Consider the following 15,180-nt stretch of genomic DNA (forward strand, 5'->3'; position numbering starts at 1 on the left):
CCTTACCCGGCCTACATTTTGCACCCGTAGGCCCGGTAAGCGCAGCGCCACCGGGCGAAAGGAATCCACTATGTCATCATTACCCACCCCCGAATACAGCCGCAATATGCGGCTGATTGGCCATAGCGACCAGGGCGGTCGCCCTGACGGCGTGCAGCTGATGGTGCACCGCGGTTTCGCCTGGATCGGCCATATGGTGTCGCAGGGCTTTTCGATAGTGGACGTGCGCGACCCGAAAAACCCCAAACCCGCGGGCTATGTTCCCGCGCCGCCCGGCACCTGGAATGTGCACCTCCAGGCGCATGACGATCTGCTGCTGGTGATCAACGCCCGGGATCTGTTTGCCGATGCCCGTTTTGCCGACGAGAAGGTTTACTACACCCGTCAGGTGGGGGAGACCGTCAGCGACGTGCAGGACAAAGGCTGGAGCGCCGGGCTGCGCGTGTTTGATATCTCCACGCCGGACAAGCCGCGTGAGATCGGCTTTCTGTCACTGAGCGGCATCGGCATTCACCGCATCTGGTACGTCGGCGGGCGCTGGGCCTATGTGTCCGCGCTGATCGACGGTTTTACCGACTACATCTTCCTGACCATCGATCTGGCCGATCCGCGTAAGCCCGAAGTGGCAGGGCGCTGGTGGCTGCCGGGGATGAATCAGGCGGCAGGGGAAAAGCCTGACTGGCCGGAAGGCAAACGCTATGCGCTGCATCATGCGATCGTCGCAGGCGATACCGCCTACGGCAGCTGGCGCGACGGCGGTCTGACGCTGCTGGACGTGAAAGACCGCACCCAGCCGACATTAATTAGCCATCGCAACTGGAGCCCGCCGTTTGGCGGTGGGACGCACACCGCGCTGCCGCTGCCCGACCGCGATCTGCTGGTGGTGCTCGACGAAGCGGTGCTCGACAATCAGGAAGACGGCGAGAAGCTGATCTGGCTGTTTGATATCCGCGAGCCGGCAAACCCGGTCAGTATCTCGACGTTCCCGCAGCCGGATGAGAGAGACTACGTGACGAAAGGGGCACATTTCGGACCGCATAATCTGCATGAAAACCGGCCGGGGAGCTTTGTCAGCTCAACGCTGATTTTTGCCACTTACCAGAATGCTGGCATACGCGCGTATGACATTTCCAATCCGTATCGTCCGGTGGAAACCGGTGCGCTGGTACCTGCTGCGCCTGAGAGGATGATGGACACGCGGCCGAATCGCCCGCAGGTGATCCAGTCATGCGATGTGTTTGTGGATGCGCAGGGGATTATCTACAGCACGGATTATAACGGCGGGCTGTCGGTGATTGAGTATCTGGGGTGAGAGTTTGCCCGGTAAGCGCAGCGTCACCGGGCAAACGGTCTCAGCTGTACTGACGCACCCGTGCCACCAGCTCTTCCACGCTGTCGATGCGATCGGCAATCACAATCAGCGCCTTGCCGAGCGTAATCGCGTGGCGCAGACATTCGTGGCGCATGGCATCATCCGCGATGGTGTCGATATCCGCCACGTGTGAAAGCCCTACGCTGCGGCGGATCAGCTCGGTGCCACTGAAGCCGATGGCATCGTGCCAGACTTTTTTCAGAAACGCGGAGGCATAGCCCGGTACGCTCAGCGCGGCATCGCGCGTTTTCTCATGTGCCAGCGCCTGGAAGCGTTCCGCGAAGGTGTTCCAGAGTTCCTGAATATCGGTCAGGCGCTGTTCGCGCGCGGCGGCGGCATCGCGAATGCCCAGATGCCCCGGCAGGCCGCAGAAATTGAGCAGCAGGTTGCCGATAGCGGTGCCCACGTCAAAGCCAATCGGGCCTACGTAGCCGAACTCAGCGTCGATGGCCTTCAGGCTGTCTTCCGCCACGAATATCGATCCGCTGTGAATATCGCCGTGCAGCAGCGCTTCGGCATGCGAGAAGAAGCGATGCTTGAGTGAGGCCACGGCAATTTTCAGCTGGGCGTCGTCGCGCAGGGCGGCGACGTCGCTTTCCAGCTCGGCCGGGTAGCTGTTGCGCGCGTGGATCTGGTAGGGATCGTTGAAAAACAGATCTTCCGTGATCTCGCACATCTCAGGGTTAATGAACTTCGCCACCTGCGCTTTTTTATCGTGCGGGTGCAGGTAGAAATCGCTGGTGTGGAACAGCGTGTGCGCCAGGTATTCCCCCAACTGACGTGCGGCCTGCGGGTAGTGATGATTTTTAATCAGCTCGCCGCGCCAGATGCGATGGCTGGAGAGATCTTCCATCACCATCACCGCCAGCTCCGGGTCGTAATGGTGGATTTTCACCGTGTGCTGCGGGCTGTGCCGGTAGTGTTCGACCAGCGTTTGCGCCTCCAGGCGCGCACGGTCCAGCGTCAGCGGCCATGACTCGCCGACGCAGCGCACATAAGGGAGTGCCTGCTTGACGATGATACGGCTCACGCCCTGGGCATCGTAAATTTTGAAAACCAGATTAAGGTTACCGTCGCCCACTTCCTGCGCCTCTACCAGCGATGAGGGATTATCAAGGCCGCCAAACTGCCTGGCATACTCCACGGCGTCCTGGGCGGTAAAGGTACGGTATTGCGACATTGCCTGCTCCTCACTGATTTTGCGAATAAAGACATGTAGACGTCTATACATCTGGATTTCATCCTGACACAATGTGCTACAACAACGCAACAGGGAATTAACGACATGCAGACAATACAGACGACCAGCCTGCGGGTGACGGATAATCAGCTCTTTATTCTCGACCAGCAGGCGCTTCCGCAGGAGAAACGCTGGCTGGACGCGACAACGGTAGAGGCGCTGGTGGGGCATATTCATGCCCTTCGCGTGCGCGGTGCGCCGCTGATTGGTCTCTCTGCAAGCCTGCTGCTGGCGCTGTTGGCCGAAAACGGCAAAAGCCGTGATGAACTGGTGCTGGCGCTGGAAACGCTGCGCGCCTCCCGGCCGACGGCGGTTAACCTGATGAACAACCTCGACCGCATGAAGCTGGCGCTCTGGCAGGAAGATTTTGTGCCAGCGCTGACGGCGGAAGCGTTGCGTCTGATTGATGAGGATAAGCAGCTCTGCGACGCCATCGCGCGTGCGGGCAGTGCGCTGGTGAAGCCCGGTAGCCGTCTGCTGACCCACTGCAACACTGGCGGTCTCGCAACCGCGGGCGTGGGGACCGCGCTCGGCGTTATTGCCCGTGCGCATCAGGAAGGCAACGTTACTAACGTCTGGGTGGATGAAACCCGGCCGCTGCTGCAGGGGGGCAGGCTGACCGCATGGGAGCTTGGCGAGCTGGGTGTGCCGTATCAGCTTATCACCGATTCCATGGCCGCCAGCCTGATGGCGAAAGGGCAGGTCGACGCCGTGTGGGTAGGGGCCGACCGCATTGCCGCCAACGGTGATGTGGCGAATAAAATTGGCACCTACTCTCTGGCGGTGCTGGCGAAATTCCACGGTATTCCGTTCTACGTTGCCGCGCCGCAGACCACGCTCGACCCGGCCTGCCCGAACGGGGACGCGATCCCCATCGAGCAGCGTGCCGCCAGCGAAGTGACGGGCGTGGCGGGAAGCTTTGGCGCGGTGCAGTGGGCGCCGGAAAATGCACGGGTCTATAACCCGGCCTTTGACGTTACGCCTGCCTCGTTGATTAGCGGCTGGGTACTGGATACGGGCGTGGTCACGCCGGAAGCGGTGGCAAACGGGAAATTCGCCTGACTCCGGCTATCCTTTAAGGGGTTCCCCTGAGAGGACAACATCGTGACGCTCGACCCTGAGACAGATTTAAAACTGGAGCGCGTGGTGGATGCACCGCGTGACCTGCTATGGCTGTGCTGGACTACGCCCGAGCACATCAAAAACTTCTTCATTCCTGCACCCCATAAGGTGACCGAATGCGATCTCGATCTCCGCGTGGGCGGGCGGTTCAACACCGTGTTTGAGGTGGACGGTCAGCGGATGGATAACCGCGGCGTCTTTCTGGAAATCGATCCTGGCAAAAAGCTGGTCTTTACCGACGGTTATACCGAAGGCTGGAAACCGGCCGAAAAGCCGTTTATGACGGCGATCCTGTTGCTGGAAGATGTCGGGGAAGGCAAGACCCGCTACACGGCGATTGCGCGGCATCCAACGAAGGCGATCCGCGAGCAGCATGAGCAGATGGGCTTCCACGAAGGGTGGGGGATTGTGCTGGATCAACTGGTGGGGTATGTGAAGGGGCTTAACGCGTAGGGCGCGCTGGTGCCCTCACCCCGGACTGTACACACCCACAGGGAGAGGGAGCAAACACTAAAAACGGCAGCTATAGCTGCCGTTTTGCTTTCACCTATGCGAGGCGCGGATACGCATCCGCAATCGCATCACCGGTAAACTGCGCCACCCAGCCTTCCGGGTTGTCGAAAATACGGATCGCGGTAAAGTTCGGCTCTGAACCCATATCAAACCAGTGCGGCGTGCCCGCCGGCACGGAAATCAGGTCGTTTTTCTCGCACAGCACCTGATACACCTCATCACCAATGTGCAGGCAGAATAGCCCGGCGCCTTCTACAAAGAAGCGCACTTCATCTTCGCCGTGGGTGTGCTCGTTCAGGAACTTCGCGCGCAGCGCCTCTTTCTGCGGGTTGTCGGCGCGCAGGCTGATCACATCCCAGCTCTGGTAACCCTTCTCCGCCACCAGCTTATCGATCGCATGCTGATAAGCTTCGATCACGGCTTCAGGCGTGGGGTCCTGTCCTAAATCCCGATCGGCCGCCCAGCGTTCAAAGCGCACGCCTTTGGCGTTGAGCTGTTGGGCAATTTCGTCCGCGTTGGTGCTGTGCCACTGATGCTTACTGGCGTCTTTATCAGAGTAAATCGTTAATGCGCTCATGAAGGGATCTGCTCCGGGTTAATCTCGTCAAACTGGTGAACCTGATGATGGTGGCTTGCGCCGTCATCATCACCGCGAATCAGCTGCAGGGTGCGAAAACCTGCCTGTTCAGCCGCGTCCAGCTCCTGATGAATATCTGACAGGAACAGGATCTGCGATGGCGAGACGCCCGTTTGCGCCGCAATGTTCTGATAAGACTGCACTTCACGCTTGGCGCCGATATGGGTATCAAAATAGCCGCTGAACAGATGAGTAATATCACCTTCGTCGCTGTAGCCAAATAACAGTTTTTGCGCTGCGACGGAGCCAGAGGAATAAACATAGAGATCAATCCCTTGCGCTTTCCATTTTTCCAGCGCAGGGAGCACGTCCGGGTAGAGATGGCCGGTAAAGTCGCCATTGACGTATCCGTCGTGCCAGATAATCCCCTGCAGTGCCTTCAGCGCCGTCGATTTGCGGTCTTCATCCATAAAGGTAAACAGGGTGTCGATAAGCGTGCTGACGCTGGCGTGCGGCGCGTCAATTTCCTCGCGCAGGTTGTCCAGAATGGATTTGACCGGCTCGGCGTACTGCTGAGCGGTGACGAAGGTCGCCAGACGCTCACGCGCGTAGGGGAACAAAACATCATGGACAAAACGGATATCGCTGGTGGTGCCTTCAATATCCGTCACAATTGCGCGAATCATACCTTCTCCAGTTGTCGTAAACGCATTTCGCATTCAAATAAGAATTCTAACCCTTCAAGATGACGGCGGGCCTCGGCCACATCGCGTCCCCAGCAGGTTAAGCCATGACCGCGCAGAAGAAAACCATAATTAAGCGGGCGTTCCTGTGCGTAATGGGCGATTCGCGAGGCGAGGGCGTCGATATCCTGGTCGTTGTCAAACACCGGAATGGCCACCGTATCCAGATGGCTGGTTTGCCCGGTGAGGGATTTTTGCATCTCGAAGCCGCTGATGTTGAGCTCAGCTTCTTTCACCAGACGCGACAGCACCGTGGCGTTAACCGTGTGAACGTGCAGAACGGCGTTGGCTTCCGGGAACAGACGATAGATCAGGGTGTGCAGCCCGGTCTCCGCCGAGGGCTTGCGGCCAGATGGCGCGCGGTTGGTGGCGATCTCCACCTGCAAAAAATCCTCTGTTGTGAGGCTGCCTTTGTCTTTTCCGGATTCACTGAGCCAGCACAGATGTTCGTCCTGACGCACCGACATATTGCCGCCGGTGGCAGGCGCCCAGCCTTTGGCCCCGATCCAGCGGCAGGCGTCGACCAGAGAGGTGAGTTGCGGGTTGTCTGTCATTGCCTTGTATCCTCCCGGACAGGAATATGAATAGCATATAGACGTCTAAGCGTCTTGATTGCCAAAGACTAACATCGTGTTATAGTGGCGGCAACATAAGTATTACAAGCAGGCACAACACAATGAGCACTAACGCATTGATTCCGCAGAGTAAGCTTCCTCAACTGGGGACAACCATCTTTACGCAGATGAGCGCCCTGGCGCAGCAGCACAATGCGATTAACCTTTCGCAGGGGTTCCCGGATTTTGACGGACCGTCATATTTGCAGGCGCGCCTGGCGTACCACGTCGCACAGGGGGCGAATCAGTACGCGCCGATGACCGGCGTGCAGGCGCTGCGGGAGGCCATTGCGGACAAAACGGCTGAGCTATATGGCCATAAGCCTGATGCAAATACTGACATCACGGTGACGGCAGGGGCTACCGAAGCGCTGTATGCGGCGATCACGGCGCTGGTCCGCACCGGCGATGAGGTGATCTGCTTTGACCCGAGCTACGACAGCTACGCGCCGGCGGTTGAACTCGCCGGCGGCGTGGTAAAACGGGTGCCGTTACAGCCACCGCATTTCCGTCCTGACTGGCAGGCATTCGCTGCGCTGCTGAGTGACAAAACCCGCCTGGTGATCCTGAATACGCCGCATAATCCCTCGGCGACCGTGTGGCAGAAGGCCGATTTCGCCGCACTGTGGCAGGCTATCGCCGAACGCGAGATTTATGTTCTGAGCGATGAAGTGTACGAGCACATCTGCTTTGCAGAGGAAGGGCACGCCAGCGTGCTGGCCCATCCGCAGCTTCGCGAGCGGGCTATCGCCGTGTCGTCATTCGGTAAAACCTATCATATGACCGGCTGGAAAGTGGGCTACTGCATCGCGCCGGCCGCCATTAGCGCGGAGCTGCGCAAAGTGCACCAGTACCTGACGTTTGCCGTGAATACGCCAGCCCAGCTGGCGCTGGCCGATATGCTGCGCGCTGAGTCCGGACATTATCGCGAATTACCGCATTTTTACCTCGAACGTCGGGATCTGTTTGTCTCAGCGCTCAGTAAAAGCCGTCTGGAGATTTTGCCTTCGGAAGGGACTTACTTCCTGCTGGCTGACTACAGCGCGGTTTCCGATCTGGATGACGTCAGCTTCTGCCAGTGGCTGACCAAAGAGGTGGGCGTGGCGGCGATCCCGTTATCGGTATTTTGCGCCGATCCCTTCCCGCATAAGCTGATCCGTCTCTGCTTTGCGAAACAGGAATCGACGCTGCTGGCGGCGGCAGAACGTCTAAACGCGCTCTGATTATTTTACCGTCCAGGCTTCGGAGTATCGACGGTCTGCAAAGAGTTCCAGCAGGCCGTTGATTTGCCTGAGGCGCAGGATCTCGTCGTTGTCCATCCCCAGTTCCTGACTGATTTTCTCGTCATCCCAGCCAAGCTGGACCAGCTCGCGGACGATGTCGGACATCGCACTAATCTGGTGACGACCCCGGGCACGATTATGGCGAATGGTGGCCGCCATCCGGTCGAACTTTTTCTGCCGTTCTTTACGCAGAAAGGTGACGGGCAGGTAGCCTTTAAGCTGGCGCTTTAACACCGCCCGGTTCGAACCCATTTCGTGGCGGTGAAAGCCGTCGACGATTTCATAATGTTGAGTACCGCTTTCCGTTACCACAATGGGCTGGGTGAAACCGTCCAGCTCCAGTGATTTGCAGAGCAGCCGTTTTTCCGGCGGCGCGACGTTATTGGGGTTGTAATCGTTCGCGGTGATATCGTCCTGTTTAATCCACAGCACGCAGTCGACAGGCTGCTCACGGAAAGGGCTATTTTCATGAATGGCCTGACGAAAGGCGTTGATGGCTTCAATGCGTTGGTCTTCGGGAAGAGACTGAAGATAACGTTTAATTTCCTGAATCAATCGTTGCTGCATAATATTCCCCACTCCTTGCGTTTTGACTTTATCCGTTCGCTGTAACGCTGATAATGCTTTGGTTTATTAGGACTGAATGAAAGCGCCCGACACCAGTAGTCATTATTGAGTAATACCTTACACACGCGTCGCCAGGACGGAATATCTTTCGCCCCGATATCGCCTTCCTGCGTGTCGGGAATATCGGCCATGCCTCTCTTCTGATACCAGTGCAAATAAATCGCGATTTTATTGCGGTAATGTTCCGCCGTCATTTGCGGCATGCTGTCGAGCAGCAGCAGGGCGTATTCCCGCCAGTTGAGCGCGTCGGGTTTCAGAATTTTGCGGTGGCCATAAAAATGATTGTCCTGCCCGGCATAGACGCCACCGCAGTGAACGCCCGCCACCCGCTCGCACATCGCCGCCCAGCGCTCGGGCTCCACGACGTGATAGAGCCACAACCCCTGGCGCTGCTCGGGGCCAAAGGGTTCACAAATGCGCATATAGCGCGGGGGGACGCCCGCCTGGAACATCAGGTCGTAAAGCGGGTTATAGCATCCGCCCGTTTTGGCAAACCATGTCCAGATATCAGCGGTTTTCCAGTCATAAAGCGGATAGATATACCAGGCGTGGCCGCCAGGGGCGACGGTGGTCCAGGGTTTGTCATCGGCAAAACGCTGCTTTCGCGCGTTGGCGATGGTCAAAAAACGGTTGTAGGATTCATCGGCGCGAATACCGACCATCATTGCCGCCGGGCGTCGTTGGGCGTACCAGTCGGAAAAGGCGCGGACAAAGGCTTCAAACGTCATGCCTGGCTGGTAGAAATCGAAGTAAGCCGGATCGGTAATCGCCCCTGCAGGCGGCTGGCGCACCCACTGTTTCCCTGGCTCCCAGCATTGCCATTCTGGCTCGAATTGTGTCAGAGCATTTTGCGTGGTGAGGGGGAGCGCAACCCACCAGTATTGTTCAATCACGTCGGCGTATTGCGCGAGCATATTATTTACATGCTGAATGGTATAGGTAAACTGCGCTTCCCAGTCGATAAAAAGCAGATGAATTTTTCTCCCCATTTTGCGGGCCTGACGGGCCGTTAAATGCAGCATAATGGTGGAATCTTTCCCACCTGAAAATGAAACACAAACTCTGGGTAGATTCTCAAGCGTCCATGTTATGCGGTCCTCCGCAGCCTCCAGGACATTTTGATTGAGCGGATACTTATACATTGACATAACCAATCTTCTCCCTGGATATAAATACCGGATGGGTGTCAATTAAGGTGTGAGGATAATAGTAGTGAAAAACAGGAACAGGTAAATGAAAAAGAGAAAAGTTTTTATTATCTATAAATGATGATTATCTGTTTATTAAAGAAAAGGGCTGTGTGAACCCCAGCCCGAGGTGTTTAAATTTCCGCAACTTGTCCAATAAAGGTCGAGAAAATCGAGCTGTTTAGGGCAGAGCGGTTATAAATCATGAACACATCCACAGGGGGAAGCGTGATGGGGGCGTGCAATCTTTTGAGCCGCATTACGTCTTTGTATTTTTCAAATAATACTTCGGGCAAATAACCAATGAGATGCGAGGCGCTAATCATGGCGAGGATCGTGTATACGGAATCGCAACGGAAACCAATGTTTTTCTCGGCATGCACCTTCGCCACTTGTGACTGGTAGTTCTTCACGCCAGCTTCCTCGCTGAGGAAAATCGTAAATTTCTCTTCCTGAAGTTCCTCCATCGTCACAACGTCTTTCATGCGCGGGTGATCCTGACTGCATACCATAACCATTGAATAGCTTGCATAAGGGACACACACCATGGAACGGTTGTTAACCGGCGCCATAGAAAAAATAAGATCCGCTTTACGGTACGCCAGCAGGTCTTCTGCGGAATCAGCAGTCAGCAGCATATCGTGAAGCTCTATCTCGTAATTATGATGTCTCATCAAGAGCTTAAGCGGGGTAATCAGGTTTTCCGTCGTCAGGATTTGCGGACTGTAAACGATAAAATTCTTTTTAAGTGCAGACGCATTCATAATGTTGATTGTCTGCTCAAGCTGATTGAGGTTTTGCTCAAGATGATGGTGAAGATTGACACCCACCGTGGTGGGCGTAATTCCTTTCCCCGAACGGATAAACAGCGGATCGTTGAGTTGGTTACGCAGACGCTGCAGCGATTGACTGACGGCTGACGGAGTGATGTACAGCGTTTCTGCTGCCTTGCTGATGCTCAGGTGCTGGTAGATACATTCGAAAATGACCAGCAGGTTGAGATCGAATTTTTTAAGGTCGTAAAGGTTTGCCATGTTTCATCCTGAGTGAGCTGCGTTGCGTTATCACATCAATGATAACTATAGAACTAAGTTAACTATTTACCATCCGTGATAGTTAACTAACTTAATTGTTATTCAATGCGAACTTAATATATCACGAACGTAGATTAATGAAATAGGACTTCAATTATAATGAAGATATTTTTATCTTTAAAAACGCAGATAAAATTGAATAAAAATAGTGTCGTTTATATATCGACAAGTAAATATCACTCATTTCTATTTTTCACGCCGGATAAGAGGGGCGTGCGTGATAAAGACCGTTTGGTAAAACCTATCACAGCCATAGATACGATTACCCCTTTCGCGCATTGCTCTGGGTCAGTACGGGTGCTGTAATCAGGAGGCTGTTACGATCCTGATAAAAAGGTAAGTAGAGCGCAACGCAACGCCAGTGTTACTGGCACTGAAAGTTCCTGTGGAAAGTTCAGGTATCAGGGCCGCCCACCAGGGCGGCCTTTTTACTTTCGGGCTTTTGTTTATTCAGTTCTTAACGTTGTCTTGATTGGGTTGTTAGGTTTGGCTGATTGATTTGATAAAGCATACGCATTAGCCCCGATGGATAAAGTTGGTTACCTTACATCTCAACGAAAACACGGAGGAAGTACAGATGTCTTTGATTAATACCAAAATTAAACCTTTCAAAAACCAGGCGTTCAAAAACGGTGAGTTCATTGAAGTCACTGAAAAAGATACCGAAGGCCGCTGGAGCGTGTTCTTCTTCTATCCTGCTGACTTCACCTTCGTTTGCCCGACTGAACTGGGTGACGTGGCAGATCACTACGACGAACTGCAGAAGCTGGGCGTAGACGTTTACTCAGTGTCTACCGACACCCACTTCACCCACAAAGCATGGCACAGCAGCTCTGAAACCATCGCCAAAATCAAATACGCGATGATCGGTGACCCGACTGGCGCCCTGACCCGTAACTTCGACAACATGCGTGAAGATGAAGGCCTGGCTGACCGCGCGACCTTCGTTGTTGACCCGCAGGGCATTATCCAGGCTATCGAAGTTACCGCTGAAGGTATCGGCCGTGATGCTTCTGACCTGCTGCGTAAAGTGAAAGCGGCTCAGTATGTTGCTTCTCACCCAGGCGAAGTCTGCCCGGCGAAATGGAAAGAAGGCGAAGCGACCCTGGCGCCATCTCTGGACCTGGTCGGCAAGATCTAAGTCTGTAAAGCCTGGCGGCGCTGCGCTTGCACAGGCCTGCAGTATCGTAGGCCGGGTAAACGAAGTGCCACCCGGCAATCAATGGGCGCATCCGCGCCCATTTCATTCCAGCACCATGATGCAAGTTGCATTCAGGCCGCCCGCAGAAAGGCTGCTTGCATGATGACGTTTTAAGAGAGGGAAGAATAATGCTCGACACTACGATGAAAACCCAGCTCAAGGCCTACCTTGAGAAACTGACCAAACCTGTTGAGCTGATTGCCACGCTGGACGACAGCGCGAAATCGGCAGAGATCAAGGAACTGCTGGCAGAGATCGCTGAACTGTCGCCAAAGGTGACGTTCAAAGAAGACAATACCCTGGCAGTCCGTAAGCCTTCTTTCCTGATAACCAACCCAGGCTCTGATCAAGGGCCGCGCTTTGCCGGTTCCCCGCTGGGGCATGAATTTACCTCGCTGGTGCTCGCGTTGCTGTGGACCGGCGGCCATCCGTCGAAAGAAGCACAGGCGCTGCTGGAGCAGATCCGCGATATCGACGGTGATTTTGAGTTTGAGACCTATTACTCACTCTCCTGCCACAACTGCCCGGACGTGGTGCAGGCGCTGAACCTGATGTCGGTTCTGAACCCGCGCATCAAACACACGGCTATAGACGGGGGTACCTTCCAGAACGAAATCACCGATCGCAACGTGATGGGTGTTCCGGCAGTGTTCCTGAACGGGCAGGAGTTTGGCCAGGGGCGTATGACCCTGACGGAAATTGTCGCCAAAGTGGATACGGGTGCCGAAAAACGGGCTGCCGAAGAGCTGAACACGCGTGATGCGTATGATGTCCTGATTGTCGGTTCTGGCCCGGCGGGCGCGGCGGCGGCGGTGTACTCCGCACGTAAAGGGATCCGTACCGGCCTGATGGGCGAACGTTTTGGTGGTCAGGTACTGGATACCGTGGATATTGAAAACTATATCTCAGTACCGAAAACCGAAGGTCAGAAACTGGCCGGGGCACTGAAAGCGCACGTCAGTGATTACGCAGTGGATGTGATCGACAGCCAGAGCGCCAGCAAGCTGGTTCCGGCCGCGGTTGAAGGTGGCTTGCATCAGATTGAAACCGCCTCCGGCGCGGTGCTGAAAGCGCGCAGCATTATCATTGCTACCGGCGCGAAATGGCGCAACATGAACGTCCCGGGCGAAGATCAGTATCGCACTAAGGGCGTGACCTACTGCCCGCACTGCGATGGTCCGCTGTTCAAAGGGAAACGCGTGGCGGTGATCGGCGGCGGTAACTCCGGCGTGGAAGCGGCTATCGACCTGGCGGGTATTGTGGAACACGTTACCCTGCTGGAGTTTGCCCCGGAGATGAAAGCCGACCAGGTTCTGCAGGACAAAGTACGCAGCCTGAAAAACGTCGACATCATCCTGAACGCGCAGACCACGGAAGTGAAGGGTGACGGCAGCAAGGTGACCGGTCTGGAATACCGCGACCGCGTGAGTGGCGATGTCCACAGCGTAGCGCTTTCGGGGATCTTCGTGCAGATTGGCCTGCTGCCAAACACCACCTGGCTGGAAGGGGCGATTGAGCGCAACCGTATGGGCGAAATCATTATTGATGCGAAGTGTGAGACCAGCGTGAAGGGCGTATTTGCGGCCGGCGACTGTACCACCGTGCCTTACAAACAGATCATCATCGCCACGGGCGAAGGTGCGAAGGCGTCCCTGAGTTCATTCGACTATCTCATTCGTACCAAAACCGCATAAAAAAGTAAGACGACACCTGCAATAGCAAGAGGCCACCGGAAGGTGGCCTCTTTTTTTATCTGACGACCATCACCGGAATGTGCGTATGGCGGATCACGCTGGAGGCGTTCGACCCGAGCAGATGCGTGGTGATGGACGGGTTACGCGAACCGATGACCACCACGTCAGCTTTCAGTTCGTTTGCCAGTTCGTTTACCGCATCACGCACGCTGCCAAACCTGACGTGCGTTTTGATGCGTGAAGGGTCGATGCTGAAATGGCCCACCATGGTTTGCAGGCGCGTTTCCGCCTCGTGCTGCAAGTGCTCCTCGAAGCGACGCACATCGGCGGCGAAGCGGTGAAGGCTCAGGCTGGCGGAGCCTGGCAGCACATGCAACAGATGGATGACACCGTCCTGCTGTGCCAGGAACTCGGCATGGCGTACGGCCTTGTCGCTCAGCTCCATCTCAAAAACATCAACCGGCATAATGATTCTCTGATACATACCCGTTTCTCCTTGTTTATAAACGCTGAACTCATTCAACCACAAAATAGTCATGGTTTCTGTAAGCGCCTCGTCAGTTTTCTTATCTCGCCAGGAAAAATCTCAAAAGGCCTCTATTCCCGGGCAGACCTTCAGGGGTAGCTACCCTTATACACTTACCTGGAACCTTTCGGAGGTCGCATGAAAGCACTTACGTATCACGGTCCGCACCATGTTCGCGTCGAGAATGTCCCTGACCCCATCATTGAACAGCCCGACGATATCATCCTGCGCGTTACGGCCACGGCGATCTGCGGCTCCGATTTGCATCTCTATCGTGGCAAGATCCCGAAGGTGCAGCACGGCGATATTTTTGGTCACGAATTCATGGGCGAAATTGTTGAGTGCGGCTCAGAGGTGAAGCAGCTGCAAAAGGGCGATCGCGTGGTGATCCCTTTTGTCATCGCCTGCGGAGACTGTTTCTTTTGTCGTTTGCAGCAGTACGCGGCCTGTGAGAATACCAATGCCGGACAGGGTGCGGCTCTGAACAAAAAGCAAATCCCCGCGCCGGCAGCGCTGTTTGGCTATAGCCATCTCTACGGCGGCGTGCCGGGGGGACAGGCGGAATATGTGCGCGTGCCGAAAGGTAACGTCGGGCCGTTTAAAGTCCCGCAACTTCTTTCTGATGATAAGGCGCTGTTCCTGTCGGATATTTTGCCCACGGCCTGGCAGGCGGCAAAAAATGCGCAGATTGAAAAAGGCTCAAGCGTGGCGGTTTACGGTGCAGGGCCGGTGGGGCTACTGACCATTGCCTGCGCGCGGCTGTTAGGGGCCGAGCAGATCTTTGTTATCGATCACCACCCGTATCGGTTGCGATTTGCCGAGGCGCGTTACGGTGCCATCCCCATCAACTTTGATGAAGATAATGACGCCGCGGAAAAAATCATCGAGCAGACCGCCGGCCAGCGTGGGGTTGATGCCGTGATTGATGCGGTAGGATTCGAAGCGAAAGGCAGCACCACGGAAACGATCCTCAGCAATCTTAAAATTGAAGGCAGCAGCGGGAAAGCGTTGCGTCAGTGTATTGCGGCCGTTCGCCGTGGCGGGGTGGTCAGCGTACCCGGCGTGTACGCTGGGTTTATTCATGGCTTCCTGTTTGGCGATGCCTTCGATAAGGGGCTGACGTTTAAGATGGGCCAGACGCACGTTCACGCCTGGCTGGGCGAACTGTTACCGCTGATCGAAAAAGGGCTGCTTACGCCGGAAGAGATCGTCACCCATTATCTCCCCCTTGCGGATGCGGAACGCGCCTATAAGATTTTCGAAAAACGGGAGGAGGAGTGCCGGAAGGTGATCCTGGTTCCTGGCGCCGAAACGCCCGAGGCGGCGGAACAGCAGGTTAAAGGGCTGGTAAATGCCTTTCCGGGTGGGGTGGTGTGAGGTGACTCAT

The 15,180-nt window shown here is 55.6% G+C and carries 15 protein-coding genes; 7 read left to right on the forward strand and 8 right to left on the reverse strand.

Annotated elements, in window-relative coordinates:
• Nucleotides 1-70 precede the first annotated feature (70 nt).
• Nucleotides 71-1,312: an LVIVD repeat-containing protein gene (locus GM298_RS20555; RefSeq protein WP_266155172.1), complete on the forward strand. Its 1,242-nt coding sequence runs from the start codon at nucleotides 71-73 to the stop codon at nucleotides 1,310-1,312.
• A 40-nt stretch (nucleotides 1,313-1,352) separates the two neighbouring features.
• Here GM298_RS20555 and mtnK read toward each other — a convergent pair whose 3' ends face one another.
• Nucleotides 1,353-2,552, reverse strand: coding sequence for an S-methyl-5-thioribose kinase (mtnK, locus tag GM298_RS20560; RefSeq protein ID WP_047958005.1), 1,200 nt, complete (start codon nucleotides 2,550-2,552; stop codon nucleotides 1,353-1,355).
• Nucleotides 2,553-2,657: 105 nt separating this feature from the next.
• Here mtnK and mtnA point away from each other — a divergent pair, with 105 nt between their 5' ends.
• Nucleotides 2,658-3,674, forward strand: coding sequence for an S-methyl-5-thioribose-1-phosphate isomerase (gene mtnA / locus GM298_RS20565; RefSeq protein ID WP_266155173.1), 1,017 nt, complete (start codon nucleotides 2,658-2,660; stop codon nucleotides 3,672-3,674).
• Nucleotides 3,675-3,716: 42 nt separating this feature from the next.
• Nucleotides 3,717-4,187, forward strand: coding sequence for an SRPBCC family protein (locus GM298_RS20570; protein ID WP_045286208.1), 471 nt, complete (start codon nucleotides 3,717-3,719; stop codon nucleotides 4,185-4,187).
• Between the two features lie 94 nt (nucleotides 4,188-4,281).
• On the opposite strand, the gene GM298_RS20575 is transcribed toward GM298_RS20570, so the two are convergent.
• From GM298_RS20575 to GM298_RS20585, 3 genes are read right to left on the reverse strand one after another with little or no spacing between them, the layout of a single operon-like run.
• Nucleotides 4,282-4,824, reverse strand: coding sequence for a 1,2-dihydroxy-3-keto-5-methylthiopentene dioxygenase (locus GM298_RS20575; RefSeq protein ID WP_025756314.1), 543 nt, complete (start codon nucleotides 4,822-4,824; stop codon nucleotides 4,282-4,284).
• On the reverse strand, nucleotides 4,821-5,510 hold the full coding sequence (gene mtnC / locus GM298_RS20580) for an acireductone synthase (protein ID WP_266155175.1): 690 nt from the start codon (nucleotides 5,508-5,510) through the stop codon (nucleotides 4,821-4,823). The genes GM298_RS20575 and mtnC overlap by 4 nt, the downstream gene beginning before the upstream one ends.
• A complete protein-coding gene (locus tag GM298_RS20585; RefSeq protein ID WP_025756316.1) occupies nucleotides 5,507-6,121 on the reverse strand; it encodes a methylthioribulose 1-phosphate dehydratase in 615 nt (204 codons plus the stop codon). Before GM298_RS20585 ends, mtnC begins: the two co-directional genes overlap by 4 nt.
• 122 nt (nucleotides 6,122-6,243) lie before the next feature.
• Here GM298_RS20585 and GM298_RS20590 point away from each other — a divergent pair, with 122 nt between their 5' ends.
• A complete protein-coding gene (locus GM298_RS20590) occupies nucleotides 6,244-7,404 on the forward strand; it encodes a pyridoxal phosphate-dependent aminotransferase (protein ID WP_266155177.1) in 1,161 nt (386 codons plus the stop codon).
• On the opposite strand, the gene GM298_RS20595 is transcribed toward GM298_RS20590, so the two are convergent.
• The 3 genes from GM298_RS20595 to citR form a co-directional block, all read right to left on the reverse strand.
• Complete coding sequence (locus GM298_RS20595) at nucleotides 7,405-8,031, reverse strand: IbrB-like domain-containing protein (protein ID WP_266155179.1); 627 nt, start codon at nucleotides 8,029-8,031, stop codon at nucleotides 7,405-7,407.
• Nucleotides 8,016-9,239 (reverse strand): phosphoadenosine phosphosulfate reductase, encoded by a 1,224-nt coding sequence (locus tag GM298_RS20600; protein ID WP_266155180.1) that lies wholly within the window; start codon nucleotides 9,237-9,239, stop codon nucleotides 8,016-8,018. The genes GM298_RS20595 and GM298_RS20600 overlap by 16 nt, the downstream gene beginning before the upstream one ends.
• A gap of 173 nt (nucleotides 9,240-9,412) precedes the next feature.
• Nucleotides 9,413-10,312 carry a DNA-binding transcriptional repressor CitR gene (citR, locus tag GM298_RS20605; RefSeq protein WP_025756320.1) on the reverse strand — a complete coding sequence of 300 codons (900 nt, stop codon included), beginning with the start codon at nucleotides 10,310-10,312 and terminating at the stop codon, nucleotides 9,413-9,415.
• Nucleotides 10,313-10,949: 637 nt separating this feature from the next.
• Here citR and ahpC point away from each other — a divergent pair.
• Both ahpC and ahpF read left to right on the forward strand, forming a co-directional pair.
• Entirely contained in the window at nucleotides 10,950-11,513 is a 564-nt protein-coding gene (gene ahpC / locus GM298_RS20610) for an alkyl hydroperoxide reductase subunit C (RefSeq protein ID WP_008501015.1), read from the forward strand.
• A 188-nt stretch (nucleotides 11,514-11,701) separates the two neighbouring features.
• The gene (gene ahpF, locus GM298_RS20615; RefSeq protein WP_025756321.1) at nucleotides 11,702-13,267 is read left to right on the forward strand and encodes an alkyl hydroperoxide reductase subunit F; all 1,566 of its coding nucleotides are present in this window, start codon (nucleotides 11,702-11,704) and stop codon (nucleotides 13,265-13,267) included.
• A gap of 55 nt (nucleotides 13,268-13,322) precedes the next feature.
• Here the strand turns inward: ahpF and uspG are convergent, their stop codons facing one another.
• Nucleotides 13,323-13,751 (reverse strand): universal stress protein UspG, encoded by a 429-nt coding sequence (gene uspG / locus GM298_RS20620; protein WP_025756322.1) that lies wholly within the window; start codon nucleotides 13,749-13,751, stop codon nucleotides 13,323-13,325.
• A 180-nt stretch (nucleotides 13,752-13,931) separates the two neighbouring features.
• Between uspG and GM298_RS20625 the strand changes: the two genes are divergently transcribed.
• Nucleotides 13,932-15,170, forward strand: coding sequence for a zinc-dependent alcohol dehydrogenase (locus GM298_RS20625; protein ID WP_025756323.1), 1,239 nt, complete (start codon nucleotides 13,932-13,934; stop codon nucleotides 15,168-15,170).
• Nucleotides 15,171-15,180 lie beyond the last annotated feature (10 nt).

The organism is Enterobacter sp. HSTU-ASh6, from assembly GCF_026319105.1.
GTDB lineage: Bacteria > Pseudomonadota > Gammaproteobacteria > Enterobacterales > Enterobacteriaceae > Enterobacter > Enterobacter sichuanensis.

What these genes read in the sequence shown, in the direction of transcription:
- GM298_RS20555 (WP_266155172.1), top strand. Translation starts at nt 71, where the DNA reads ATGTCATCATTACCCACCCCCGAATACAGCCGCAATATGCGGCTGATT.
- mtnK (WP_047958005.1), bottom strand. Translation starts at nt 2,552, where the DNA reads ATGTCGCAATACCGTACCTTTACCGCCCAGGACGCCGTGGAGTATGCC.
- mtnA (WP_266155173.1), top strand. Translation starts at nt 2,658, where the DNA reads ATGCAGACAATACAGACGACCAGCCTGCGGGTGACGGATAATCAGCTC.
- GM298_RS20575 (WP_025756314.1), bottom strand. Translation starts at nt 4,824, where the DNA reads ATGAGCGCATTAACGATTTACTCTGATAAAGACGCCAGTAAGCATCAG.
- mtnC (WP_266155175.1), bottom strand. Translation starts at nt 5,510, where the DNA reads ATGATTCGCGCAATTGTGACGGATATTGAAGGCACCACCAGCGATATC.
- GM298_RS20585 (WP_025756316.1), bottom strand. Translation starts at nt 6,121, where the DNA reads ATGACAGACAACCCGCAACTCACCTCTCTGGTCGACGCCTGCCGCTGG.
- GM298_RS20590 (WP_266155177.1), top strand. Translation starts at nt 6,244, where the DNA reads ATGAGCACTAACGCATTGATTCCGCAGAGTAAGCTTCCTCAACTGGGG.
- GM298_RS20595 (WP_266155179.1), bottom strand. Translation starts at nt 8,031, where the DNA reads ATGCAGCAACGATTGATTCAGGAAATTAAACGTTATCTTCAGTCTCTT.
- GM298_RS20600 (WP_266155180.1), bottom strand. Translation starts at nt 9,239, where the DNA reads ATGTCAATGTATAAGTATCCGCTCAATCAAAATGTCCTGGAGGCTGCG.
- citR (WP_025756320.1), bottom strand. Translation starts at nt 10,312, where the DNA reads ATGGCAAACCTTTACGACCTTAAAAAATTCGATCTCAACCTGCTGGTC.
- ahpC (WP_008501015.1), top strand. Translation starts at nt 10,950, where the DNA reads ATGTCTTTGATTAATACCAAAATTAAACCTTTCAAAAACCAGGCGTTC.
- ahpF (WP_025756321.1), top strand. Translation starts at nt 11,702, where the DNA reads ATGCTCGACACTACGATGAAAACCCAGCTCAAGGCCTACCTTGAGAAA.
- uspG (WP_025756322.1), bottom strand. Translation starts at nt 13,751, where the DNA reads ATGTATCAGAGAATCATTATGCCGGTTGATGTTTTTGAGATGGAGCTG.
- GM298_RS20625 (WP_025756323.1), top strand. Translation starts at nt 13,932, where the DNA reads ATGAAAGCACTTACGTATCACGGTCCGCACCATGTTCGCGTCGAGAAT.